A 23,420-nucleotide genomic window follows, 5' to 3' on the forward strand; every position below is an offset into this window, starting at 1 on the left:
TTCTTACTCGGGAGTAAGTTCGTTGTCGAACGGCATCGGAGTGACGGCAGTCGCACGTCCCCGCGCAGTGTCCTCGCACAACGTCACCACTACCGACGAGTCCGACTCATCACAACCAAGGAGATCCACTGTGGCCGCCAACGGAAACCCGGGCCTGTACTCGACCTTCGTCCACTCCGCACCCGGTGCGTTCATCGCCAAGCAGGCCGGCCTCCCGGTGCCGCCGCCGCTGCGTCGCTACAAGGCCTCCGAGCCCGCGCTGCCCGGTCCGGTGCTGCTCGGCGGAGAGGGACGGCTGATCGAGCCACTGCGCGAGATGCTCTCCACGCCGGATTACGACGTCATCGAGAACGCGACCAGCGGTCGGTCCGCCGACAAGTACGGCGCACTCGTCTTCGACGCCACCGGCATCACCTCGGCTGCCGAGCTGAGCCAGCTCTTCGAGTTCTTCGGTCCGCAGATGCGGTCGCTGGCGCCGTGTGCCCGCCTGCTCGTCATCGGCACGACCCCCGAACTGATCACCGACCCCGACGAGCACATCGCCCAGCGTGCGCTCGAGGGCTTCACCCGCTCGGTCGGCAAGGAACTCCTCAAGGGCGCCACCGTCCAGCTCGTCTACGTCGCCCCCGACGCCACGACCGGGCTCTCCGGACTGGAGTCCACCGTGCGTTTCGTGCTCTCGGCCAAGTCGGCCTTCGTCGACGCCCAGGTCATCCGCGTCGGTGCCGCCGACGCCACCGCCCCGGCCAGCTGGGACAAGCCCCTCGAGGGCAAGGTCGCCGTGGTCACCGGCGCGGCCCGCGGTATCGGCGCGACCATCGCCGAGGTCCTGGCCCGCGATGGCGCCCACGTCATCGCCGCCGACGTCCCGCAGGCCGGTGAGGCCCTGAGCGAGACGGCCAACAAGATCAAGGGCACCGCGTTCCCGCTCGACGTCACCGCCGAGGACGCCGGCGCCAAGCTCGCCGAGCACGTCCTCGAGCGCCACGGGGGCCTCGACATCATCGTCAACAACGCCGGCATCACCCGGGACAAGCTGCTCGCCAACATGGACGCCGCCCGCTGGGGTGCGGTCATGGCCGTCAATCTCATCGCCCCGCAGAAGCTGGTCGACGATCTGCTCGCCAAGGGTGCGCTGCGTGAGGGTGGCGCCGTCGTCGACGTGTCGTCGATCGCCGGTATCGCGGGTAACCGCGGCCAGACCAACTACGGCGCCTCCAAGGCCGGCGTCATCGGCCTCGTGGACAGCTACGCGCCGATCCTCGCCGAGAAGGGCATCACCATCAACGCGGTGGCGCCGGGCTTCATCGAGACCAAGATGACCGCGGCCATCCCGCTTGCCACGCGCGAGGCGGGTCGACTGATGAGCTCACTGCAGCAGGGCGGTCAGACCGTCGACGTCGCCGAGGCAGTGGCGTACTTCGCCAACCCGGCGTCGAGTTCGGTGACCGGCAACGTGGTCCGCGTGTGCGGCCAGGGCTTCCTGGGCGCGTGATGAGCAAGACGATCACACTCTCCGGTCCGCCGAGCACCGCCGATCTGTACTCCCGCGCGGTGACGGCGATGCTCCCGGTCATCGGCAAGTCGGGTCCGGTCCGCGCCGACGCCGTCCTGCCCGACACCGCACTGCGTCTCGAGGACGTCCGGGTCGATTCGGCTGCGCTGCAGGCATATTGCCGCGCAACGGGTCAGAAGTTCGGCGCGATCCTGCCGATCACCTATCCGTTCGTGTTGCAGTTCCCGCTCGCCATGAAGGTGATGGTCGATCCGGCCTTCCCGTTCGGTGCGGTCGGTTCGGTACATGTCGAGAACACGATCCGTCGGGTGCGCCCGATCGGCGTCGACGAACCGCTCACCATCACCACCCACGCCGAGAACCTGCGCGAACACCGCAAGGGGCTGCTCATCGACATGATCTCCGAGATCCGCGTCGGCACCGAGTTGGTGACCGAGCAGACGGCGACGTTCCTGCGTCAGCAGCGGACCAGCCTGTCCGACGAGCCGCGCGGACCGGAACCGAAGTCGACGACCCCACCCCCGCCGGACGCGGTGCTCTCTGTCGATCTCGGCAGGATTCGTGAGTACGCGGGCGCATCCGGTGACCGCAACCCGATCCACATGGGCAACCTGCCGGCCAAGGCGTTCGGCTTCCCGAAGGCGATCGCCCACGGAATGTGGAGTGCCGCAGCGGCTATCGCGAATGTGGAGGCACAGCTGGCCGACGACGTCACCTACGCGGTGCGGTTCGGCAAGCCGATTCTGCTGCCCGCCAAGCTGAATCTGTACACCACGAAGGTCGACGGCGCCGGCAACTACGACATCTCGATCCTGAACCGCCGCAAGGGATATCCGCACCTCACGGCCACGGTCCGAAGCAACTGAGCGGACACGCGGGCACACGCGGGCGGCGGCAGAGCCGACGCCAACACCACTAGCTACCGACACCCTTCAAACCGCGCCAGGTGATGCCGACGAGGAGGTCGGTCGCGCGATCGAGGTCGACGTCGCCCTCGGTGATGCGGTCGGCGACGGCCTCGCAGGCTCCGACGAGGGCGACGGCGGTGAGTTCGAAGTCGAGATCGCCGGCGCCTTCGACGGTGGTGCCCGCGCGGATCAGTTCGGTGACCATCTCGGTGACGCGGTGACGACTCTCGTTGACGGTGGTCGCGAACCCGGCGGTACCCATCGCCACCCGGTAGAGCACGCGCCACGACTGGCGGTGCTCGTGGACGAAGCGCAAGAATTCCTTGATGACGGTGCGCGCCTGTTCCCGCTGGGAGAGGTTCGGGTCGAAGCCGACACTCATCGCCTCGATGAAGTGGCCCGCCTCGCGGCTGAGGCAGGCGCTGAAGAGTTCCTCTTTGGAGCCGTAGTAGAGGTAGAGCATCGGCTTGCTGATCTCGGCCTCGGCGGCGATGGAGTCCATCGAGGCCTCGCGGAAACCGTGCTCGGAGAACACCTTGACCGCGGCGTCGAGCATCTGCTGTTCACGCACCGCCCGTGGCAGCCGCTTCGTCCCGCCGGCCATATCTCCCGACCCTCCTCATCCGTATAGATCCCATCCAACTTACCAGTCAGTAAGGTAGAGCGCTCAACAGGTCACGAGACCTTTCGCGCGCAGAATCCGAACGACGGAGCGATTCACCCGATCGCGGGTCAGTCGATTATGGGCCACCGCGCTCTCCATCGCATCCAGGACCGAACTCACCTGATCGGTGGTGATCCACAGGGCGATGTCCGCGCCGGCCCGAATCGACATCACCGCTGCCTCCTCGATGGGGTACTTCGCACTGATCGCGGCCATGCTCGACAGGTCGTCGGAGAAGACGACGCCGTTGAACGGTGGGCCGTCGTATCCGCGGCCGGTCCGGAGCATCCCGATGGCCCGGGCACTGAGGCTCGCCGGCAGGTCACCGGTCAGTCCCGGCACCTGCAGATGCCCCACCATCACACCGGCGGTCCCCGGGTCGGCCAGCAGTTCGCGGAACGGCACCAGATCGCTGTCCTGCATCTGATCCAGCGGCGGCGTCTGCACCGATCCGGTGTGCGAGTCGCCCGAGCCGTGTCCGTGCCCGGGAAAGTGCTTGTAGACGGGCATGATCCCCGCATCCTCGAGACCCGCAGCAAAGGCGCCGCCGTACGCGGTCACCGTCGCCGGATCGTCGGAGAAGGAGCGATCGCCGATGACCTCGTCGGCGGACTCGTCGCTCACGTCGATCACCGGTGCGAAGTCGACGGTCACGCCCAGGCGCTTGAGTTGCCGACCGATCCCGGCGGCGATCTCGCGGACCTGCTCGGGTGTCCTGCTCGCGGCCAGCTCACGGGCAGCGGCGCTGTCGATACCCAGTGACGACAGTCGCGACACCCGGCCGCCCTCCTGATCGACGGTCACCATCAGCGGCGTCTTCGCGGATTTCGAGATCCGCGCCGCGGCACCGCTGGTCAGAATCGATTTGTCGGTCCAGCTGCCGACGAAGATGCCGCCGATCTCCTCGCGCTGCACGACCTGCTCGGCGTCGGCGGTACCCGTCACGCCGACGGCGATCAGCTGCGCCAGCTTCTCCCGCAGGGTCATCGCGTTGAGCAGGTTCGCGCCGCATCCGGCGGCGACCGCGGGCGCGCTCGACGACGGTGCCGCACTAGACGACGGCGAATAGACCGAACTCGACGTCGTCGACGAGGTCGACCCGGACGGGGCGTCGTCGGTCGTGGCACACGCTCCGAGCGTGAGGACCCCGACGACGGCGACCGTCAGCAGAACACGAACGGAACGGAAACCACGACTCCGAGATGAGCGCATCCCCCGAGTCTGGCATGTACCCTTGGGCAATGGACGCGGAGACCTTCTCCACTGCTCCGAACGGCACCGATACTGCTCATGGCACCGCCCATGACCCGGCGCCGAACATCTTGATGGTCGCCTACGACGGCTCCCCCAACGCCGATCGCGCCATCCGCTACGCCGCCCGGTTCCTGAAAGCCGGGACGACCCATATCGTCACCGCCTGGCAGCCCGGTGGACTCGAGCCCGCGCGCCTGTCGTCCCTGTCCGGCGGCATGCAGCCCTACATCGACAACAGCCTCGACGTCGGCGTGGATCAGGCCCTCGAGCAGGAGGCGACCACGATCAACTCGCGTGGCGTCGAGATCGCCCGCGAGGCCGGGCTCGATGCGCGGGGCAGCCTCGTCGAGGTCGAGTCGACGGTGTGGGGTGCCCTGGTCGCGGCCGCCGACGCGTTGAAGGTCGACCTGCTGGTCACCGGAACCCGCGGCAGCACCGGCCTCAAGGCCCTGCTGCGCTCCAGCGTCGCCGAGCGCGTCCTCAAGCACTGCCAGCGACCGGTCTTCATCGTCCCGTCGCGCTGCGAGCAGCAACCGCCGGTCACCCTCTGAGTATCTCGGGGCTCCTCACGTCCACGGGCTCCGCGCAATGGTAGGTTCGTCGCCATGCGCAACAACCGCACCAACCGTCTCCTCGCCGGGGCCATCGCCGGCGTCGCCGGACTCCTCATCGGCGGAGCCGCGGTCATCGGTGCATTCTTCGCCACCGCGGAGACCAGTCCGTCCACGGATCTGAACAGCTTCAACCCGAACAGCGGATTCGTCCAGGGTTCGGTGGACTACGGCACCCGTGGAGCCGACGACAACAACTGATCGGTCCGCGAGCCCCGGGTTTACCGGCCACCGACCGCTCTCCCGGCGCGGTGTCGTCATCGCGACACTTGTCGCCCTCGTTCTCTCGTTTCTGCAGTCGCCGGGCCTCGTCGCCGCCGACACGAAACTCGATCTGACCGCCAACCCGCTCGGATTCCTCGCGCGCGCCGCCCACCTGTGGACGCCCGTCGCCCCGATGGGGCAGGTGCAGAATCAGGCCTACGGGTACTTCTTTCCGCACGGCGCCTTCTTCGCGCTCGGCGAGATGGCCCATCTACCGCCGTGGGTGACGCAGCGGCTGTGGTGGGCGCTGCTGCTCGTCGTCGGCTTCGTCGGTCTGGTGCGCCTCGCCGAGGCGATGCGCATCGGTTCGCCTGCCTCCCGGATCATCGCCGCGGCGATCTTCGTGCTGAGTCCGCGCGTGCTGACCACGATGGGGTCCATCTCGTCGGAAACACTGCCGATGATGCTGGCCCCGTGGGTGCTGCTGCCCGTCGTGCGGGCACTCTCGCCGGTGCCCGACCCCGACCCCGACGCCGCTCCGGCAGCACCGGCGAAGCCCCTGTGGCGCAACGCCTTCCTGTCCGCGGCCGCCGTCGCCCTGATGGGTGCGGTCAACGCCGTCGCGACCGTCGCCGCCGTCGGGGTGGCGGTGCTGTGGTGGGCGATGCATCTGCGTGCCGGCCGGACGTGGCGTTTCGGCGGATGGTGGGCGCTGGGCCTCGCGATGGCGTGCGCCTGGTGGATCGCGCCACTGCTCATCCTGTCCCGGGTCTCCCCACCCTTCCTCGACTTCATCGAATCGTCTCGGGTCACCACACAGTGGACGTCGTTGACGGAGGTGTTGCGCGGCACGAGTTCGTGGACGCCGTTCGTCTCCCCCGAACGCGTCGCGGGCGCCGTGCTCGTGACGCAGCCCGCGGCGGTGCTGGCGACGGGCGTGCTGGTGGCGGCCGGTCTCGCGGGACTGGCGATGCGGCACATGCCGTTTCGCGGGCGGCTGATCACCGTTCTCGTCGTCGGCCTGGTCATCATGTGTGTCGGCTACGCCGGGGCGCTCGGCTCCCCCATCGCCGAGCACGTCCGTGTCTTCCTCGACGGCGCGGGCGCACCCCTGCGCAACATCCACAAGTTCGAGCCGTTCATCCGCATCCCCGCCGTCCTCGGTGTCGCGCATCTGCTGGCGCGGGTGCCACTGCCACCGACCGTCCCGATCCGTGAGTCGCTCGCCGCCTTCGCACATCCCCAGCGCTCGCGGCCGGTGGCGGCGGCCATCGTCGTGCTCGTCGCCATCGTCGGGGCAGGCTCGCTGATGTGGACGGGTCAGCTCACTCCCGCCGACAGCTACCGCGACATCCCCGGGTACTGGAAGCAGACCGCCGACTGGCTCGCCGCCCAGGACGAGAACCCCGACAGACCGGCGGGACGCACGCTGGTCGTCCCGGGCGCACCGTTCGCCGATCAGCTGTGGGGACTCACCCGCGACGAGCCGCTGCAGCCACTTGCCCAGACGCCGTGGGCGGTACGCGACGCGATTCCCCTGACGCCTCCCGGCGCGATCCGCGCGCTGGATTCGGTACAACGCGAGATAGCCGCCGGACGCGGCTCCCCCGGACTCGCAGAAACCCTTGCGCAGCAGGGTATTTCCACCGTTGTGCTACGCGCCGATCTCGATCCCGATACCTCGCGTTCGGCGCGACCGCTCCTCGCCCAGCAGGCACTCGGGGCGTCGCCAGGGCTGACCCGCGCCGCCGAATTCGGGCCGGAGATCGGGCCGTCGACGGTGGCCGGCGTCGTCCGCGACAACGGTCTGCGGCCGCCGATGCGGGCGATCACCATCTACCGCGTCATACCCGGTTCGGGAGCTACGGGCGACACCGGACCCATTCTCACCGACCTGTCGTCGATGCCCCGGGTCATCGGAGGCCCCGAGGCCCTGGCATCGATCAACGCCCAACGCGCGCAGGCGGGGCAACCCACGCTCGGGCCGACACTGCTCGACGCCGACGCCACACGTGCCGGCCTGACCGTGACCGAATCCGGGAGCACCGGCCCGGTCATCGTCACCGACACTCCCGCCGATCGGGAGATCGACTTCGGTCGCGTCGACGATCACAGCTCCGCGATCCGGTCGCCGGATGATCCGCGGCGCACCCAGAACGCCGTCGCCGATTATCCCGTCGAGGGCGCGTCACCGGTGACGGCACAGTGGCTGGTCGACAACGAACCAGGGCAGGTGCGTGTCAGCTCGTCGGGCTCCGCGTCGGATGCGACGCAACCCGGGCAGACCTCACCGGCGAACTCGACCGCCGCCGCTTTTGACGGTGATCCCGATACCGCCTGGGTCAGTGGCGGTTTGGAGTCCGCGGTCAGTCGATGGTTGCGGGTTGATTTCACCGAGCCGCGATCGGATCTGTCGGTCACGCTGACCACGGCCAAGGCGATCGGGTCCGACGTCTCGTCGATCCTGGTGACGACGGATGCGGGCAGCGCCGTGGCGCAGGGAGTCGAGCCGGGCGAGCCGATCACCGTGAGTCTGCCGAGCGGCCCGACCCGGTCGGTGACGATCCGCGCGATCGAGACCGCCGATCGCACCGCGGGCAATCAGTTCGCCCTCGCCGACGTCGCGATCACCGACCTCAGGACCGGAGCCACCCTCCCGATCCGGCAGCGTATCGTGCTGCCGCAACTCGACGCCGCGACAAGCGTCTCCGAATGGGTTCTGGGACAGGAACTCTCGGGGCGATCCTCCTGCGTGGAGACCTCCGCGGATCCGACGGTGCGCTGCGCGCCCGGGTTGGGGCTCGCACCGGAGAGCCCCGGCGTGTTCACCCGGGTGCTGTCGGTGCCGCAGCCGTTGACCGCGACACCCACCGTCACCCTGCGTCCGCAGCCCGGAGATGGGCTCCGCGCCTTACTGTTCCGCGCCGGCGAGATCCAGGCCGACGGACCGTCGGGGGTGACCGACCCGCGCGGTTCGGCGCAGGCGGCCGTCGACGGTGACCCCAGGACCACCTGGACGGCCCCGGAGAATACGAGTACCGACAAGACCGACGAGGACTCCTCGGTGACCTCCGGGGCACGCGGCCCGGTTGAGGGAGATCCCGCCGACGTCGAGCAACGCGGCGACAGGGATGACGCCAACGCCGATGAGCAGGCCGAGAAGAAGGACGCGGCGGAGAAGGAGGCCACCCGTGATCCCGAACTGACCCTGCGCCTTCCGCAGGCGCAACGGGTGGAGCAGCTCGCTCTCACCGTACCCACGGACTACCCGGCGGCGCCCACGAAGGTCGCCGTCGATCTCGGGACCGGCCGTCAGGAACGCACCGTGCCCGCCGACGGGATCATCACCCTCTATCCCGCGACCACCGACCGCATCACCCTGACCGTGCTCCACACCACCGACGTCATCGACGTGAACGCGCTGGGCTTCGCGCGGCCGGCACCCGCCGGGATCAGCGAGATCGCGGTGCTGCCCACGCCGACCGGAGCGACTCGCACCACAGCGGCCGACGATGCGCCCGTCACCATCGGATGCGACGCGGGTATCGGAATCACGGTGTCGGGTCAGGTGATCCGGCTCTCGGCCACCACCACCCGCGCGGCCCTGCGGAGCGGTTCGCCCATCGTCGCCCGGCCATGCGATGACGCCACCATCGGCCTGGGCGCCGGCGAACAGGAACTCTCCGTCAATCCCGGCAACGCCTTCAGCGTCGACTCGGTGGATCTGCGCGCGACGGCAGCACCCCTCGCACCGGCAACGGCAATCAGCCAGCCCACCGTCGACACCTGGCAGTCCACGTTCCGGCAGGTGAGCGTCGGGCCGTCGTCGACGGAGCGGGTCCTGAGTGTCCCGGAGTCAACCAATTCCGGCTGGCGGGCGAGCATCGATACCTCCACGGGCACAACAGATCTGACGCCGATCGCGGTGGACGGGTGGCAGCAGGGATGGATTATCCCGACGGGCGTCGACGGCACGGTCACGATGCGCTACGCACTGGATTCGGTATACCGCTGGTGCATCGGGATCGGTCTCGTCGTGCTCGCGCTGCTGCTCGCGCTGGCCTGGCTTCCCCTGCACCACTTGCCATTACGACTCCTGCCGGCCGCGTGGCTACGGTCCCCCGTCGACATCGAGGCGATCGCTCCCATCAGGGCACCGGCCCTCGCGCTGGTCGGCTGGCTCGGTGCGTCGTGGCTGTTGGCGGGCTGGTGGGGAGTCGGTATCGCGATCGGCGGGGCCGTGGTCACCGGATGGGTGGGTGCGCGGATCGGCGTCGTCGTCACCTGTGTCGCGATGCTCGCCGCCACCGTCGGGCTCGCCACCGGTCCGTGGCATTCCGCGACGGGGTATGTCGGCGACGAATGGTGGGTTCAGGTTCCGGCGCTGATCGCTGTGTCGACACTCGTGTCGTCGTCGGTGATACCGGCACTGCGCGCTTCGCGGCGGTGGGCACTGCGCGCTTCGCTGCGGTAGGCACTGCGCGCTTCGCGGCGGTGCGCACTGCGCGCTTCGCTGCGACGTAACCAGCGGCGCGCCGGTTCCTCGACGAACGCGTAACTGGCCGCGGACACCGCGATCGTGACCACCACGGTCATCGTCCACACCAGCGGCATATGCCCGCTGAACGGCACGATGCCGAACAGGCCGAAGACCACCGCGAGCACCGCGAGATGCCAGATGAAGATGCCGTAGGACCAGCGCCCCAGCGCCAGCATCAGCGGCGAGGTGAGGAACCGGTACGGGCCGTCGCCACAGATCAGCGGGGCGAGCACGGCGTACCCGCAGATGGCGCCCAGAATCATCTTCACCGCGAACTGCCACGACGCCAGGTCACCGAGGCCGGTCGGACCCGCGAGCGGGGTGCAGGCCAGACCGTAGGCGACGACGAGGACGATCAGCATCAGGCCGCGTCGGGCACTGAGCCGCACCACGATCTGCAGCCATCGCGGATGCTGGCCCAGACGCTCGGCCGAGTCGTCCCCTTCCGAATCGCCCCCCTCCGGATCGCCACCGTCCGAACCGCCACCGCTGAACTCCACCGCCCCCGCGATCTCGGCGAGGACGAGACCGGCGATGAACCACGGCAGATGCCCGAACACCCAGTTCTTCGGTTCGACGCCGGCGGGCAGCGGGAACGTCGCCGAGAGCCAGGCCCAGCCCAGGCTCAACACGCCGAGCGCGATCAGCACCGGGATTCGACGACGCCGTGGGACACGGAGCATCGCGAACCCGATGATCGGGAGCAGGGCGTAGAACGTCACCTCGACCGAGAGACTCCACATCTGGGTGAGCCCCGCGGTCAACGACAACGGGACGAACACCTGGGTGAGCGTCAGATTGGCCAGCCAGACCGTCAGATCGGCGCCTTTCGCCTCCGGCAGCAGCGTGAGTACGACGATCACGACGACGACATAGGCCGGCCAGATCCGGACCACGCGATGCCGCAGGTAACGGCGTACCGATGGTCGCGGGGCGTCGTCGTGAGCATGGGATACCCAGGACCGCCACAGCAGAAAGCCGGACAGCGCGAAGAACAGTGCGACGGCGAGATCGAGTCGCCCGAGGACGGGACCGATGACCGGGAGTTGCACCGCCCGCGTCTGAAATGCGACATGGGTGGTGAGGACGCCGAGCGCAGCGATCGCGCGCATCCCCTCGAGCTGCGGGAAGAACCGGCGCGTGTCGGTGGCCGGACGCGTCGGTCCGGCAGACGATGCGACGTCGGTGCTGCTCATGTCGCCTGCCAGCGTAGCCGCCACGACGACACCGGTAATCTCGCCGGTATGGCGACGAGCACCCTCGATCATCCGTCGGAGAGTCGCTTCTCGACCGCCGATCTCATTGGCCCGGTGCTGCTGTTCCTGGGTGGATTCCTGCTCGCGGTGACCATCGCGCTGCCGCTCTTCTACGTCCCCGGTCTACGCACCATTCCGTTGCACACCGATGTCACGACCGTCGCACGATCCACCGGGTCGTCGACGGTCTTCGATCAGTGTTCGGTCGACGGCGCGCGGGCGGAGACCGTGCAGACGTCGGTCACGCGGAGTCGGCGGGTCGTCGCGGTGCAGCCGTCCGATGCCGACCGGGTGACCCTGCAGGCCGGGACGTCGCTGCGCGCCGACGAGTTTCTCGATGACTGCAACGACGCCACGCTCGTCGCGGTGCGGGATCGCGTCACGCTCGACCGTCGGACCGCTGCGCCCGACCTCGCCGACGGCGGGTCGTCGGAGATCCAGTACGACGACAAGCAGGCGGCGATCACCATCCCCGATCGACGCGGGATGACCTATGTACTGCCGTTCGACGTGGCGGCCGCCGACGCCGAGTACTTCGACGTCATCACCCGCTCCACGGTGCCGCTGCGCTATGCCGGTGAAACCCAGGTGAGTGGGCGCACGGCGTCGAAGTTCACCGCCGCGATCCCCGACACCGACCTGCACGCGGTCTACGGCGACCAGTCCGCGGGGCGCCCGACGGTCATTACTCGGCCGGCATCGTGGTTTGGGGCACAAGGGAATCCGGCTCGCGAGATCACTGCGACGCTGCATCACCGCGGCGATGTGGAGCTCGCCGTCGATCCCGTCACCGGCACCATCCTCGACGAGCGGATCACCATCGACGAGCAGTACCGCCCGGCCGGCGCGAACCCCGAGAACATCTCTCTGACGAACCTGTCGACGACGCTGACCTACAGTGATCGGACCCGCTCGCAGATGGCGTCCGTGGCCGACGATCAGCGCATGCCGATCACCATCTGGGGTCGCCTGGTCCCGATCGCGACCGGAGTGCTGGCAGTCCTCGCGTTTGGCGCCGGAGTGGTGCTACTCAGCCCGGCTCGCGCTCGGCGTCTGGGGGCGCGGCTGCGTCGCTGAGCGCGGACCGATCGACGTCGCGACGACGACGGTCGCAAGAGTCGAGATGGCCGCTGACGTCGCGGCGATCGTCACCAACGACACGACGGAATGGGCCCACGCCAGGATGAGTGCGGCCTCGACGGCCACCACCACCCAGGCGATCAGCGCGACGGCGGTGCGCTCGGCGGCGATCGCCCAGAGCAACGCCACCTGCAGGATCGCGAGAAGGGCGCCGGTCGCGGCGAACACCCAGAGGATCGACGTCAGCGGCCGGTAGCTCTCCGACACGATCACCGGCACGAGCGGCCCGGCGACACCCGCCGCGGCGGTGACGACGGCGCCGATCGCCGCGACCACCGTCAGTGCCCGGCCCAGCGAACGGCCCGACGTCGTCGGATCCGCCAGCCAGGGATAGATGACCACGCCGATCGCCGCGGGCAGCCAGAACGCCGCCTTGGTGGCCACCGCGCCCAGCGCGTAGACGCCGGCGTCGGTCTCCGACAACACACTGCGCGAGAGCAGCAGGTCCATGGTGACCGCCAGCATCAGCACGAACTGCACCTGAGATGCCCGCATCACGTCGGTGACGCCCGACGACGCACGGCCGGTCCGCGAGACATCCGACGCCTCGCCGATGGCCGCCCGGCCGACGACGAACCACGCCAGCCCGGCACCCGCGAACGTGCCCGCGGCGCCCGCGCAGAGCGCCGCGGGCGGGCCTGCGCCGAGCCCGAGGATCCCCACCACCGGAGCCCACCGCAGCACGCCGACCACCGCGAGGACGACCGCGAGGACGGTGAACCGGCGCGCGCCCTGCAGCACACCCTGCGCACCGGAGAGCAGCACCAATCCGGGTGCCGCGGCGAGTCCGGCGATCGTCGTGGCGGCGGAGGTGTCGGCGAGATACATCATCAGCGGGGTGCCCGGGATGATCGCGAGAGCCACGACGACGGTCAGCCGCCACGTCCGATTCCACATCTCGGCGACGGCCCCGCCACGCACGATCTCGCGGGCGATGACGGCCTGCAACGCCAGCGCCGGGACGGCCAGCACCAACATCGCGGCGAGCAGGACCGCGAACTCGCCGTAGCCGTCGGGACCCAGCCATCGCCCCGCGGGCAGGTGCACGAGATAGGCGCAGACATTCGCGACCATCGTCCCGACGGTCACCCAACCCACCGAGACCCACCATCTGCGGGACATGCCATTCAGTGTGTCATCGCCGACGCGACGGCCCCTCTTTTTGCAGCGCAACACCGGGATAGGCAACGATGGACGCCATGTACGACCAACCGACGACCGACACCGCCGATCACGGCGACCCGGGCTCCCGGATCGACCCCGTCCTCGCCCGCAGCTGGCTCCTCGTCAACGGCGCCCAGTTCGGCAAGTTCGAGCCGGCATCGCGCTCGCGCGCCGACATCGTCGTCCTCGACATCGAGGACGCGGTGGCCCCCAAGGACAAGCTCGCCGCCCGCGAGAACGTCGTCCGCTGGCTCACCTCCGACATCGGCCGCGGCGACTGGGTGCGTGTCAACGGATTCGGGACGCCGTGGTGGGCCGACGACCTGACCGCGCTCGCGCAGACGCCGATCGGCGGCGTCATGCTGGCGATGGTCGAGTCGGTCGATCACGTCACCGAGACCGCCAACCGCCTGCCCGACATCCCGATCGTCGCGCTGGTCGAGACGGCCCGCGGCCTGGAACGCATCAGCGAGATCGCGTCGGCCAAGGGCACCTTCCGCTTGGCGTTCGGCATCGGAGACTTCCGTCGCGACACCGGCTTCGGCGACAATCCGGCGACCCTGGCCTATGCGCGATCACGCTTCACCATCGCGGCCAAGGCCAATCATCTACCCAGTGCCATCGACGGCCCCACCGTCGGTTCGAGCGCACTGAAGCTGAGCGAGGCCACCGCCGTGAGCGCCGAGTTCGGCATGACCGGCAAGATCTGCCTTACACCCGATCAGTGCCACCCGGTGAACGAGGGCCTGTCGCCGTCGCAGGACGAGATCAGTTGGGCCACCGAGTTCTTCGCCGAGTTCGAGCGTGACGGTGGCGAGATCCGCAACGGCTCCGACCTCCCCCGCATCGCGCGTGCCACCAAGATCCTCGACCTCGCCCGCGCCTACGGGATCACCTCGTCGGAATACGACGACGATCCTGTGCACATGCCCGCTCCGTCGGACACCTACCACTACTGAGTTCGGGGGTCTCGACGATGTGCCGCCCGGTCCGGGTGCTGCCGCTGCTCTACGCGGTGAGCCTGGCCGCGGCGGCAATCATGATGGGGCCCTTGCTCGCGGCGCTCGGCGGCGGCCGGTACTTCCTGTTCCGTGATGCGGTGTCGACGTCGCGGTCGTATCTGACCGATGGCGCACTCGGACTCGGCGATGCGGCACCGCGCGCGGTGCCGCAGGACGGGATGCTGGCCGTCGCATCACCGATCATCCCCGGCGGCGTACTCGTCGCAGTGCTGACGCTGGCGGGTCTCACCCTCGCCGGCGTCGGCTTCGGCAGGTTCGCACTGCGCCTGGTGCCCGATGCCGGGCGGGTGGGTGCGATGATTGCCGCCCTCCTCTCCATCTGGAATCCCTTTGTCGCCGAACGACTTCTGCAGGGACACTGGAGCCTGCTGGTCTCCTTCGGGACGTTGGGATGGTTGGGTACGGCACTGTTCGACGCCGCGCATGCCTCGCGAGGTCGGCGCGTCGGCCCCGCCGCGGCCCTCACGGTTTCCTGTGCGGCAGCAGGTTTCACGCCGACCGGGTCGGTCTACGCCGGCGTACTGATCATCGGTGTCGGGACGGCCCTGCTCGTGAGGGTTCCCGGGCTGCCGCGCGCCCGATGGATTCTCGGCCTCGCCGGCGTCATGCTGATCGGTTCGCTGCCGTGGTTGACCGCCGCGCTCGTCGGGTCAGCACCGGCGGTCTCGGGCGCGGGCGGGGTGGCCGCCTTCGGCCTCCGGGCCGAACCGTGGCTGGGATTGCCGGGCACCGCGCTTGGGTTGGGTGGCATCTGGAATGCCGACGCCGTGCCCGCGAGCCGGACGTCACCCTGGGCGTTGCTCGCGACGGCGGCGCTGTTCGCCGTCGTCCTGCTCGGCACGTATGAACTCAACCGCCGCCGGATCCGCATCACGGGGACGTCGCGGACTCGCGCGGACGCGATCACCCGGACGGTCATCGATGCGACTGCGGTACTGGCGATCACCGCTGTGATCCTGGTTGTGGTCGCGGCCACCGGACCGGGGGCATCGGCGCTGACCTGGCTCGTGGAGACGGTGCCGGGCGCCGGCCTACTGCGTGACACCCAGAAGTATCTGGCGCTGGCGGTGCCGTTCTACGCGGTCGCCGGAGCCGCTGCGACGATCGCGTTACGGCGTTGGTTGCCTGCGGGTTTCGCACTTACGGCGTGCCTGCTGTTGATCGTCGCGCCGCTACCCGATCTGGCGTGGGGCGTCGGCGGATCGCTGCGAACGGTCACCTACCCCGACGACTTCACCGCCGTCGCCGCTCTCATCCCCGCCGACGAGGGCGCGGTGGCGCTGTACCCACCGGGCCCGGTCCGCGATTACGGTTGGGCCGATGGTCCGTCGCTGGACCCGTTGCCACGCATGCTCGCCGCCGACGTGCTCGACAGCGGTGCACTGGTCGTCGACGGCATCCCCGTCGACGACGCGTCCGGTCGTGGCGCCCAGGTCGACGCGATCCTCGCGGCGGGCGGGTCCCCGGCAGAACTGGCGGCTCACGGTGTCGGTTGGGTGATCGTCGAGGGCGAGCCGATTCCCCGCGAACTCGATTCTCGCACACCGGTTTTCCGTGGCGAGGAGTTGAGCGTCTACCGCATCGAGGGGGCGGTCACACGGCACGCGAGTACGGGCGCACGGGTCGCGGCGCTGGCCGCGCATACGATCTGGGCTGCCACCGTCGTCGTCGGACTGATGATCAGCGTCGCGGCCGGGTGGCGGTCACGTCGTCGATCACCGAGCTGAAGCCGTCGGCCGTCGCGTGCCATGAATACTCCCGCGCCTTGCGCTGCGCAGCGGCACCGAGCCGTTGCGCCGCCGACGGATCGTCGATGAGTTTTCTTGTGGCACTGGTCATCTCGCCGACACCGTCGACGAGGAGTCCGGTGCTCTCATGATCGATGGATTCGATGAGACCCGACGACGAGCGGTAGCCGATGGTCGGCACACCGTGCTGCGCAGCCTCCATCACCGCGAGCCCCCACCCCTCTTTACGCGACGGCATGAGATGCACATTCGCACGCGCCAACAGATGATGCTTGCGACTCTCCGAGACATGGCCGTGGAACGTGACGGCGTCGACGATGCCCAAGTGCGCGGTCCGATCCCGCAGTTCCTGCGCCCACCAGCCGTCGCCGATGACGTCGAGGTGCACGTCGGGGCGGGTGCGACGCAGATCGGCGACGACGGCGAGCGCATCCTCGATCTGTTTGTGCGGCACCAGTCGTGACAGCACGCAGAGCTGCGCGGAGGTCTCCGACGTGTGTGCGGCATCCTCGCGACCGTCGGGCAACGGGTCGATCCCGTTGTGGATCACGGTGATCCGGTCTCGATCGACACCAAGGGCGACGAGCTCGGCGGCCGACGGCGCGGACACCGTCACGTAGCGATTGCGCCGGTGGACCCGCGGGGACACCCGCGACTCGAGGAACCAACCGAGGCGGCCGAGGAGTCGGCCCGCCACCGGCCACTGCTCCCGATGGCAGTGATGGACCAGCACCACGGTGGGTGCCGTGGTCACCGTGGACGCGAAGAAGGGGATGCCGTTCTGGGTGTCCACCACGATGTCGGGGACGTACGCACCGAGTGGACCACGCCCGAACCGCCCGGCGATGATCGTCGCGAGCGCCCGCGGGTAGACGCCGAGCCGACCGCCGGCGCGCACGACGCGAACCCCGGCGCGGTCCTCGCGGGCCGTCGACCCGGCGTAGCGGGCGGTCAGCAGGGTCACCTCGTGGCCACGTGCGGCCAGCTCGGCGCCGACGCGTTCCAGGTAGCGTTCACTGCCGCCGCCCTGCGGGTGATCGGTGTCGCGCCAGCAGAGCAGCAGCACACGGTGCTCGGTACTCATCGGTGACCAGGGTAGTCGGCGACCCGATGAGCGATGCGCAGTGTGCTGACCTGCGGGGGATCGGCCCACGGGCGCGCCTGTACTGTCGATCCGTGTCCACCCGCAGCTTCGCCCGATACGCAACCCTGCGTCGCGCGGCCGGACTCCTCAACGACTTCCGCTTCGAACAATCCGACCCCGCGCGCTTCTACGGTGCCATCGCCACCGACACCGCCGTGATGGCCGAGTCGCTGCACCCGGACGGACTCGAGGGCACCGTCGTCCTCGACGTCGGAGGCGGGCCCGGCTACTTCGCCGACGCCTTCCGGGACCGCGGCGGGCACTACATCTCCGCCGAACCCGACGCATCGGAGATGCACGCCGGCGGCCTCGAGCACCGGGCGAGCGTGCGCGCATCGGGTCAGCATCTCCCCTTCGCCACCGGTTCGATGGACATCTGCCTGTCGTCGAATGTGGTTGAGCACACCGGCAAGCCGTGGGAGATGGCCGCGGAGATGCTGCGGGTCACCCGCCCCGGCGGCACCGTGATCCTCAGTTACACACTGTGGTACGGACCGTTCGGCGGCCACGAGATGGGACTGACGCATTACGTCGGCGGCGCCCGGGCGGCGCGGTGGTACACCAAGCGGCACGGGCATCCACCCAAGAACCTGTACGGCACGTCACTTTTCAGAGTCACCGCCGGCCAGGGCCTGGCGTGGGCACGCTCCGTCGACGACGACGCCGAGCTCGTCCTCGCCTTCCCCCGCTACCTGCCGTCGTGGATGTGGTGGGTGATGCGGGTGCCGGTGATCCGTGAGGTCCTGGGCACCAATCTGGTCCTGGTTCTGCGGAAACGCTGACCGGGTTCGGTACACCGAATCCGGCCGTGACGCCCACTATCGTCGCGGCGGCCGATGTCGGTGTACGAAGCAGCGAAGCGCGGACAGCGTCAGCCGATCGTCGCCGAGCACCGCACCAGACCGCCGTTGCTGGTCTGCGTCGACACCTGCTCGCCGTCGACCATGATCGAGCACGTCACCGGCCCGCGCACCACGATGGCCGACATGCTCGCTGCGCCGTCGGGAACGACCGTCGACTGCGACCACGGCGTGCCGGTCGCCGCGAGCACCTCGTCGGATCCGTTCGACGCCCAGCGCAGCCCCACGACCTCACCGCCGCCGGTCAGCTGATACACCACGCGACCCGACGGTGTGGTCGTCGTCGTGGTCGTCGTTGTCTCCTCTGTCGTCGTGGTGGTCGTCGGGGCCTCGGAGGTCGTCGTCGTGGTCGTCGACGACGCCGCACCACCGGTGCCTGCCTCGTCGGAGTCCGAGCCGCCGCCGCGGATCACGAACAGCACGATGAGCGCCACCACCACCAGCGCCGCCAACGCGGCGAGCGCCAACCCGGTGGTCCGCCCGGTCGACGACTTCTGCTGCGGTTCCTGCCCATACGGTTCCTGCCCATACGGCTCCTGGCCATAGGGATCCTGCCCGTAAGGCTGCTCCGGCTGCTGGTAGGGCTGCTGCGCGTAACCCGGCTGGCCATACCCCGGCTGCTGCCCGTACGGCTCCTGCGCGTGCTGCGGCGGATGCTCGTACTGCGGGCCGTCGTAGTAGGGCTGCTGATACCCCGGATCGCTGTACGCCTCCGTCGCGGCTGTCTCCTCAAACGGCCGGGTGGACGGATTCTCCTGACCGGGATCCCCATAGGGGTTCTGCGGTTGGCGCGGGTCCTCGGGTGGTTGGGTCATAGCAACGATTGTGACAAACGGCCGCGGCCGTCACCCTCAGAGATCGGCAATCGCCTCCAGCGGCTTGGTCCGGGCCGCCCGCACCGCAGGCCACAGCGCGGCCAGCACGCCGACGACGGCCGCCGCGACCAGGGTGATCGCCATCAGCCCCCACGGCAGCACCGGCGCACCGAGCCCCCACTTGGCCAACGTGCGGACCAACGCCCACCCGATGAACCCGCCGAGGACGACGCCGAGTAGCGCGCCGAAGATCGCGATCAGCACCGACTCGAGATAGATGCTGCGGCGCACCTGCGCCCGCAGCATCCCGATCGCGCGCAACATACCGATCTCCCGCTTCCGCTCCACCACGGAGAGCGCGAGCGTGTTCACGATGCCCAGCACCGCGATCGCCAACGCCAACCCGAGCATCGCGTACAGCACGCCGAGCATCTGATCGACCTGCGTCGAGATGCTGCTCTTGAACTGATCACGGTTCAGGATCTGCACCGTCAACAGGTCGGCGGTCGAGTCCTCGAGATTGGTCCGCAGCGTCTCCGCGTCCGTCCCGGGTGCCACGTTCACGAGCATCGTCTGGTTGACCCGTCGTGCGGGCGGCACGACCTTGTCGAGCACCTCGCTGCCCACCATCCATGGCTGCAGCGTCTCGTTGTCGGCGAAGACACCCGCCACTGTTACCGGCAGCGTCGAACCGTCCGACGCGGCGAAGTCGAGGACGTCTCCGCGCTTCCAATTGTTGTTCGCGCTCGTCCGTTCACTGACGAACATGCCGTCGGCCGGCAGGACGTCCGACACGCCGTCCTTCATCTCGATGTTGGTGAAGTCACCGATCGGGTCACCCACCGGTGAGTACCCGGCAACCATCTTCCCGTTGACGAATCCACGCACCAGCTCGAACGACACGGCACCGCCGACTCCCGGTGTCTTCTCCACCGCCGGCGCCGTCGCGGCGGGCAGCGGAAGATTGTTGGCGCCCATCACGATGTATTCGGCGGTCACGCCGGCGTCGACGGCGTCGTCGATCGTCCCCTTGAACGACGTGCCGAGCGTCCCGATCACCGCCACCAGCATCAGCCCCAACGTCAGGGCGAACGCCGTCGCCGCCGATCGTCGAGGATTGCGCACCGCGTTGGTACGCGCCAGCTGTCCGATCTTGCCGAACGGCGCGCCGATGACCTTGCCGAGTCCGCTGACCACCGGCCGGGCGAATGCGGGACCCGCGAGGACCACCGCGACGATGGCGCCCGCCGCACCCCCACCGACGGCGAGCGCAGGCCCCAGCCCGACGCCCATCGCACCGATGATGATCGCGGCGACCGATACGACGAGAAGCGCCACCCCGGCGATGGTGCGGTTGCGCAACGACGACGTTCCCTCAACCGTGTTGGCGCGCATGGCTTCTACCGGCGGCACCCGTGATGCACGGACCGCCGGGAACCACGCACTGACCATGGTGACCACGACGCCGACGAACACCGCCGCGAGGATCGACCACACGGTGATGCTCAGCGGGGCGTCGGGTAGACCCGACGTCGCGGCGGTGATCGCCTTGAGCGCAGCCGCCAATCCGATGCCGACACCGAGTCCGATGACCCCGCCGATCACTCCGACGACAAACGCCTCGAGCAACACCGACCGCGAGATCTGCCGCTGCCCCGCACCGATCGCACGCAGCAGCGCCAACTCCCGATTCCGTTGCGCCACAATCATCGAGAAGGTGTTGTAGATGATGAAGGTGCCCACGATGAGGCCGATCGCCGCGAACGCCAACAGGATTCCACGGAAGATGGTCAGGAACTCGTTGACCTGATCCTTCTGGTCCTGACGCACCTGATCACCGGTGCGGATCGAATAGTCATCGCCGATGAGCGCCGACACCCGCTGCTGCAGCTGCGTCGGACTCACGCCGTCGACGGCCGACATGTCCACCTGCGCAACGGTAAAGCCGTCGGAGAAGAGTTCCCTCGCCACCGCGTACTCGAACTGCACATTGACGAATCCGCTCGACGATCCGGGCTGATCGGTCAGACCGACGACCTTCACCTCACGCGGCGCGGCCGCTCCCTGCCCCAGGACGACCTTAGTCATCGATCCCACCCGAAGTCCGGCTGTCTCCGCGGCGCTCTTGTTGAGGACGATCTCCCCCGCACCGTGCGGCGCGGATCCGCCCGGCACCAAGGCGACCTCCTTCGGTGACAACGCCTGATCCGCCGGTGTGAACGCGGTGCCGACGCTCGGTGCACCACCGGTCTGCAGGGCGCGCCCCTCCGAGTTCGCGATCGTGACCAGCCCCTGGAAGTTGGTGGTGAGCCGGTCGATCCCCAATTCCTGCTTCTTGGCGGTCAATTCGTCGACGACGGTGGTCGGAACCCCGGAGGCGACCTGCGGATCCTTCGACGACACCTCGACGGCAACGCCCAGCGCGACATTGTCGAAGATGCCGTCGAAGGCCTTGGAGATCGTCGAGGTGAAGATGACCGAGCCGGCCACGAACGAGGTTCCGAGCACGATGGAGAACACCGTGAGGAACAGCCGCAGCTTGTGCGCGGCCAGATTGCGCAGCGACACCCGCCGCATCACCGAGGAGGCCATCAGCGCACCACGTACGGGTTCGGATCGTCCTCGCCGGCACCGGCACCTGCACCGGCGCCACCGACGGCCCCCGATGTATCCGGATCGTCGAGATGCTTCATGACCTCGAAGACGTCGTCGGCGCTCGGGCGCTGCAGTTCACGGACGATCTGCCCGTCGGCGAGGAACACCACCCGATCCGCATAGGACGCCGCGCGCGGATCGTGCGTCACGATCACCACGGTCTGCCCGAAGTCGTCGGTCGCGGCGCGCAGGATCTCGAGGACCTCACCCGAGGACCGCGAATCGAGATTGCCGGTCGGCTCGTCGCCGAAGATGATCTCCGGCCGGCCCACCAGTGCGCGCGCACAGGCCACACGCTGCTGCTGTCCGCCGGAGAGTTCCGTCGGGCGGTGCGTCAACCGGTCGGTGATACCCAGGCGCCCGACGACGGTGTCGAACCATTCGCGATCCACCTCGCGGCCCGCGATGTCGACTGGCAGCGTGATGTTCTCGGCAGCGGTGAGCGTCGGCACGAGGTTGAAGGCCTGGAAGACGAAGCCGATCCGGTCGCGGCGCAGCAGGGTCATCTGCTTGTCGGAGAGGGAGGTCAACTCGACATCCCCGATCTGCACGCTGCCCGACGTCGCGACGTCGAGACCGGCGAGGCAGTGCATCAGCGTCGACTTTCCCGAACCCGACGGTCCCATGATCGCGGTGAACTCACCCGCGGCGAAGGAGATCGACACGTCGCGTAACGCCTCGACGACGGTGTCACCGGTCCCGTAGACCTTGGTGAGATGGGATGCCTGTGCAGCGATACGCGGAGCCCGCGTGTCTTCGGTCATGGCTCAACGGTGCCAGACACCCCGAGACGGATCCATCGGGAATATCCCTGAACTCCTGAGAGTCCCCCGAGAAACGCGGGTCACGGCTTCGGGAAGCGGTACTCCAGTCCGTGCAGACGGGTCGGTCCGGCGAAGGCGTTGTTCGTCACCAAGAGCAGCGAACGGCTCCGGTACTTCTTCCCCTTCTGCTCCGGAAGCCAAGGGCCCCAAGACATTCCGGATATGTTGCCGGTCGCCAGGTAGGGCAGCGGCGCGACGTCGAAGATGACCTTCTTGGGCATCGCCCGCTCCTTGCCGGACAGCTTCTGCTTACCCGTGACCGACTCGGCACCGCGGCTCGTGGTCCAGTAGATCCTCGTCACACGACCCTGACCACGCTCGAGCACGAGGAAGTCGGTGTCGTTGACGGCGAGCACGTCCGCGGCGACCTTGCCCGGGTCGGTCTTGTAGACCAGCTCCCGATTGCCGCCCTTGGCGAAGGTGAGCAGCCGCGCGGCGTTGCCGACATCCTGGCGCAGCCCACCGGCGGTGATCACGCTGATGTAGCCCTGGGGACTCACCGCGACACCCGTGAGGCCGCGCTGGCCGGCCAGGCCGGAGGTCTTGGTGGAGCGGTAGGACCTGGGCAACGGCAGATCCCGCACGAAGTTGCCTGCGCGCCCGACGATCCGGACGAACGGGGTGTTGCCACCGCTCGCGACGACGTAGTTGGCGCCGAACCCGCGGATGCCCTCGAACTGGGCCTGCCCCGGCAGGATCGGGAGATTACCCGGGCCGAGGATCGTGCCGACCCCGGTAAACGACGGCACCGCCGCGATCTGCGACGCCGCGTCGACCGGGAAATTCACCGTGTAGGTCCGCGCCGGACCGGCACGCCCGACATCGGTGGACACCATGGCGTAGTCGCCCCTACCGATCCGGTCGATCCCGGAGATGGCGCCGAACGTGGGTACACCGGGCACGATGACGGTGTTCAGATATCGGGTGACGCCCGCCGAGTCGGTGACCGACGGTGTGGGCGCGGCGTGTGCCGGTACGGCCGTACCGATGAGCATCACCATCGCCGCGGCGAGCACAGCAGTACCCCACGAACGAAAAGACATGCGGCAGACGTTACCTCAGCCACGCGCCACAAGCAGTAGCTCGTTACCGAGG

Annotated in this window: 18 protein-coding genes; 9 read left to right on the plus strand and 9 right to left on the minus strand. The window is 68.7% G+C overall.

Annotated elements, in window-relative coordinates; all coding sequences use genetic code 11:
* Positions 1 to 130 precede the first annotated feature (130 nt).
* Both ACZ4TW_RS20905 and ACZ4TW_RS20910 read left to right on the plus strand, forming a co-directional pair.
* Entirely contained in the window at positions 131 to 1,495 is a 1,365-nt protein-coding gene (locus tag ACZ4TW_RS20905) for a 3-oxoacyl-ACP reductase (protein WP_465545998.1), read from the plus strand.
* Complete coding sequence (locus ACZ4TW_RS20910; protein ID WP_465546000.1) at positions 1,495 to 2,382, plus strand: MaoC/PaaZ C-terminal domain-containing protein; 888 nt, start codon at positions 1,495 to 1,497, stop codon at positions 2,380 to 2,382. Before ACZ4TW_RS20905 ends, ACZ4TW_RS20910 begins: the two co-directional genes overlap by 1 nt.
* A 49-nt stretch (positions 2,383 to 2,431) precedes the next feature.
* Here the strand turns inward: ACZ4TW_RS20910 and ACZ4TW_RS20915 are convergent, their stop codons facing one another.
* Positions 2,432 to 3,028 carry a TetR/AcrR family transcriptional regulator gene (locus tag ACZ4TW_RS20915; RefSeq protein ID WP_465546002.1) on the minus strand — a complete coding sequence of 199 codons (597 nt, stop codon included), beginning with the start codon at positions 3,026 to 3,028 and terminating at the stop codon, positions 2,432 to 2,434.
* Between the two features lie 63 nt (positions 3,029 to 3,091).
* The gene (locus ACZ4TW_RS20920) at positions 3,092 to 4,300 is read right to left on the minus strand and encodes a glycoside hydrolase family 3 N-terminal domain-containing protein (RefSeq protein WP_465546004.1); all 1,209 of its coding nucleotides are present in this window, start codon (positions 4,298 to 4,300) and stop codon (positions 3,092 to 3,094) included.
* A gap of 29 nt (positions 4,301 to 4,329) precedes the next feature.
* Here ACZ4TW_RS20920 and ACZ4TW_RS20925 point away from each other — a divergent pair, with 29 nt between their 5' ends.
* The 3 genes from ACZ4TW_RS20925 to ACZ4TW_RS20935 are packed head-to-tail and all read left to right on the plus strand — an operon-like array spanning position 4,330 to position 9,631.
* Positions 4,330 to 4,893 (plus strand): universal stress protein, encoded by a 564-nt coding sequence (locus ACZ4TW_RS20925; protein WP_465546006.1) that lies wholly within the window; start codon positions 4,330 to 4,332, stop codon positions 4,891 to 4,893.
* A 54-nt stretch (positions 4,894 to 4,947) separates the two neighbouring features.
* Positions 4,948 to 5,154 (plus strand): DUF2613 domain-containing protein, encoded by a 207-nt coding sequence (locus ACZ4TW_RS20930; RefSeq protein WP_465546008.1) that lies wholly within the window; start codon positions 4,948 to 4,950, stop codon positions 5,152 to 5,154.
* Positions 5,132 to 9,631: an alpha-(1->3)-arabinofuranosyltransferase domain-containing protein gene (locus tag ACZ4TW_RS20935; RefSeq protein ID WP_465546010.1), complete on the plus strand. Its 4,500-nt coding sequence runs from the start codon at positions 5,132 to 5,134 to the stop codon at positions 9,629 to 9,631. Before ACZ4TW_RS20930 ends, ACZ4TW_RS20935 begins: the two co-directional genes overlap by 23 nt.
* On the opposite strand, the gene ACZ4TW_RS20940 is transcribed toward ACZ4TW_RS20935, so the two are convergent.
* The gene (locus ACZ4TW_RS20940) at positions 9,529 to 10,965 is read right to left on the minus strand and encodes an acyltransferase family protein (protein WP_465546012.1); all 1,437 of its coding nucleotides are present in this window, start codon (positions 10,963 to 10,965) and stop codon (positions 9,529 to 9,531) included. The genes ACZ4TW_RS20935 and ACZ4TW_RS20940 overlap by 103 nt on opposite strands.
* Here ACZ4TW_RS20940 and pgfA point away from each other — a divergent pair.
* The gene (gene pgfA / locus ACZ4TW_RS20945) at positions 10,942 to 12,030 is read left to right on the plus strand and encodes a cell envelope lipid trafficking protein PgfA (RefSeq protein ID WP_465546014.1); all 1,089 of its coding nucleotides are present in this window, start codon (positions 10,942 to 10,944) and stop codon (positions 12,028 to 12,030) included. The two genes, ACZ4TW_RS20940 and pgfA, sit on opposite strands and share 24 nt — an antisense overlap.
* On the opposite strand, the gene ACZ4TW_RS20950 is transcribed toward pgfA, so the two are convergent.
* Positions 11,980 to 13,215, minus strand: a complete 1,236-nt coding sequence (locus ACZ4TW_RS20950; protein WP_465546016.1) for a polysaccharide biosynthesis protein — start codon at positions 13,213 to 13,215, stop codon at positions 11,980 to 11,982. The genes pgfA and ACZ4TW_RS20950 overlap by 51 nt on opposite strands.
* Before the next feature lie 77 nt (positions 13,216 to 13,292).
* Here ACZ4TW_RS20950 and ACZ4TW_RS20955 point away from each other — a divergent pair, with 77 nt between their 5' ends.
* Both ACZ4TW_RS20955 and ACZ4TW_RS20960 read left to right on the plus strand, forming a co-directional pair.
* Complete coding sequence (locus tag ACZ4TW_RS20955) at positions 13,293 to 14,216, plus strand: HpcH/HpaI aldolase/citrate lyase family protein (RefSeq protein ID WP_465546018.1); 924 nt, start codon at positions 13,293 to 13,295, stop codon at positions 14,214 to 14,216.
* 83 nt (positions 14,217 to 14,299) lie between these two features.
* Positions 14,300 to 16,006 carry an MmpA family trehalose lipid delivery protein gene (locus ACZ4TW_RS20960; RefSeq protein WP_465546086.1) on the plus strand — a complete coding sequence of 569 codons (1,707 nt, stop codon included), beginning with the start codon at positions 14,300 to 14,302 and terminating at the stop codon, positions 16,004 to 16,006.
* Here ACZ4TW_RS20960 and ACZ4TW_RS20965 read toward each other — a convergent pair.
* The gene (locus ACZ4TW_RS20965) at positions 15,960 to 17,111 is read right to left on the minus strand and encodes a glycosyltransferase family 4 protein (RefSeq protein ID WP_465546020.1); all 1,152 of its coding nucleotides are present in this window, start codon (positions 17,109 to 17,111) and stop codon (positions 15,960 to 15,962) included. The genes ACZ4TW_RS20960 and ACZ4TW_RS20965 overlap by 47 nt on opposite strands.
* A 92-nt stretch (positions 17,112 to 17,203) precedes the next feature.
* Here ACZ4TW_RS20965 and ACZ4TW_RS20970 point away from each other — a divergent pair, with 92 nt between their 5' ends.
* Positions 17,204 to 17,953 (plus strand): class I SAM-dependent methyltransferase, encoded by a 750-nt coding sequence (locus ACZ4TW_RS20970; protein ID WP_465546022.1) that lies wholly within the window; start codon positions 17,204 to 17,206, stop codon positions 17,951 to 17,953.
* 89 nt (positions 17,954 to 18,042) lie between these two features.
* On the opposite strand, the gene ACZ4TW_RS20975 is transcribed toward ACZ4TW_RS20970, so the two are convergent.
* The 4 genes from ACZ4TW_RS20975 to ACZ4TW_RS20990 form a co-directional block, all read right to left on the minus strand.
* Entirely contained in the window at positions 18,043 to 18,846 is an 804-nt protein-coding gene (locus tag ACZ4TW_RS20975) for a hypothetical protein (RefSeq protein WP_465546024.1), read from the minus strand.
* A 36-nt stretch (positions 18,847 to 18,882) separates the two neighbouring features.
* Positions 18,883 to 21,438, minus strand: a complete 2,556-nt coding sequence (locus ACZ4TW_RS20980; protein WP_465546027.1) for an ABC transporter permease — start codon at positions 21,436 to 21,438, stop codon at positions 18,883 to 18,885.
* The gene (locus tag ACZ4TW_RS20985; protein WP_465546029.1) at positions 21,438 to 22,265 is read right to left on the minus strand and encodes an ABC transporter ATP-binding protein; all 828 of its coding nucleotides are present in this window, start codon (positions 22,263 to 22,265) and stop codon (positions 21,438 to 21,440) included. Before ACZ4TW_RS20985 ends, ACZ4TW_RS20980 begins: the two co-directional genes overlap by 1 nt.
* Positions 22,266 to 22,345: 80 nt before the next feature.
* Positions 22,346 to 23,368 (minus strand): esterase-like activity of phytase family protein, encoded by a 1,023-nt coding sequence (locus ACZ4TW_RS20990; protein ID WP_465546031.1) that lies wholly within the window; start codon positions 23,366 to 23,368, stop codon positions 22,346 to 22,348.
* Between the last annotated feature and the right edge of the window lie 52 nt (positions 23,369 to 23,420).

The sequence above is a fragment of the Agromyces sp. NPDC029043 genome (assembly GCF_055564615.1).

Coding starts and splice junctions, on each gene's coding strand:
- ACZ4TW_RS20920 (WP_465546004.1), bottom strand. CDS start 4,300: ATGCGCTCATCTCGGAGTCGTGGTTTCCGTTCCGTTCGTGTTCTGCTG.
- ACZ4TW_RS20965 (WP_465546020.1), bottom strand. CDS start 17,111: ATGAGTACCGAGCACCGTGTGCTGCTGCTCTGCTGGCGCGACACCGAT.
- ACZ4TW_RS20985 (WP_465546029.1), bottom strand. CDS start 22,265: ATGACCGAAGACACGCGGGCTCCGCGTATCGCTGCACAGGCATCCCAT.
- ACZ4TW_RS20980 (WP_465546027.1), bottom strand. CDS start 21,438: ATGGCCTCCTCGGTGATGCGGCGGGTGTCGCTGCGCAATCTGGCCGCG.
- ACZ4TW_RS20955 (WP_465546018.1), top strand. CDS start 13,293: ATGTACGACCAACCGACGACCGACACCGCCGATCACGGCGACCCGGGC.
- ACZ4TW_RS20915 (WP_465546002.1), bottom strand. CDS start 3,028: ATGGCCGGCGGGACGAAGCGGCTGCCACGGGCGGTGCGTGAACAGCAG.
- ACZ4TW_RS20950 (WP_465546016.1), bottom strand. CDS start 13,215: ATGTCCCGCAGATGGTGGGTCTCGGTGGGTTGGGTGACCGTCGGGACG.
- ACZ4TW_RS20940 (WP_465546012.1), bottom strand. CDS start 10,965: ATGATCGAGGGTGCTCGTCGCCATACCGGCGAGATTACCGGTGTCGTC.
- ACZ4TW_RS20960 (WP_465546086.1), top strand. CDS start 14,300: ATGGGGCCCTTGCTCGCGGCGCTCGGCGGCGGCCGGTACTTCCTGTTC.
- ACZ4TW_RS20925 (WP_465546006.1), top strand. CDS start 4,330: ATGGACGCGGAGACCTTCTCCACTGCTCCGAACGGCACCGATACTGCT.
- ACZ4TW_RS20930 (WP_465546008.1), top strand. CDS start 4,948: ATGCGCAACAACCGCACCAACCGTCTCCTCGCCGGGGCCATCGCCGGC.
- ACZ4TW_RS20910 (WP_465546000.1), top strand. CDS start 1,495: ATGAGCAAGACGATCACACTCTCCGGTCCGCCGAGCACCGCCGATCTG.
- ACZ4TW_RS20975 (WP_465546024.1), bottom strand. CDS start 18,846: ATGACCCAACCACCCGAGGACCCGCGCCAACCGCAGAACCCCTATGGG.
- ACZ4TW_RS20990 (WP_465546031.1), bottom strand. CDS start 23,368: ATGTCTTTTCGTTCGTGGGGTACTGCTGTGCTCGCCGCGGCGATGGTG.
- pgfA (WP_465546014.1), top strand. CDS start 10,942: ATGGCGACGAGCACCCTCGATCATCCGTCGGAGAGTCGCTTCTCGACC.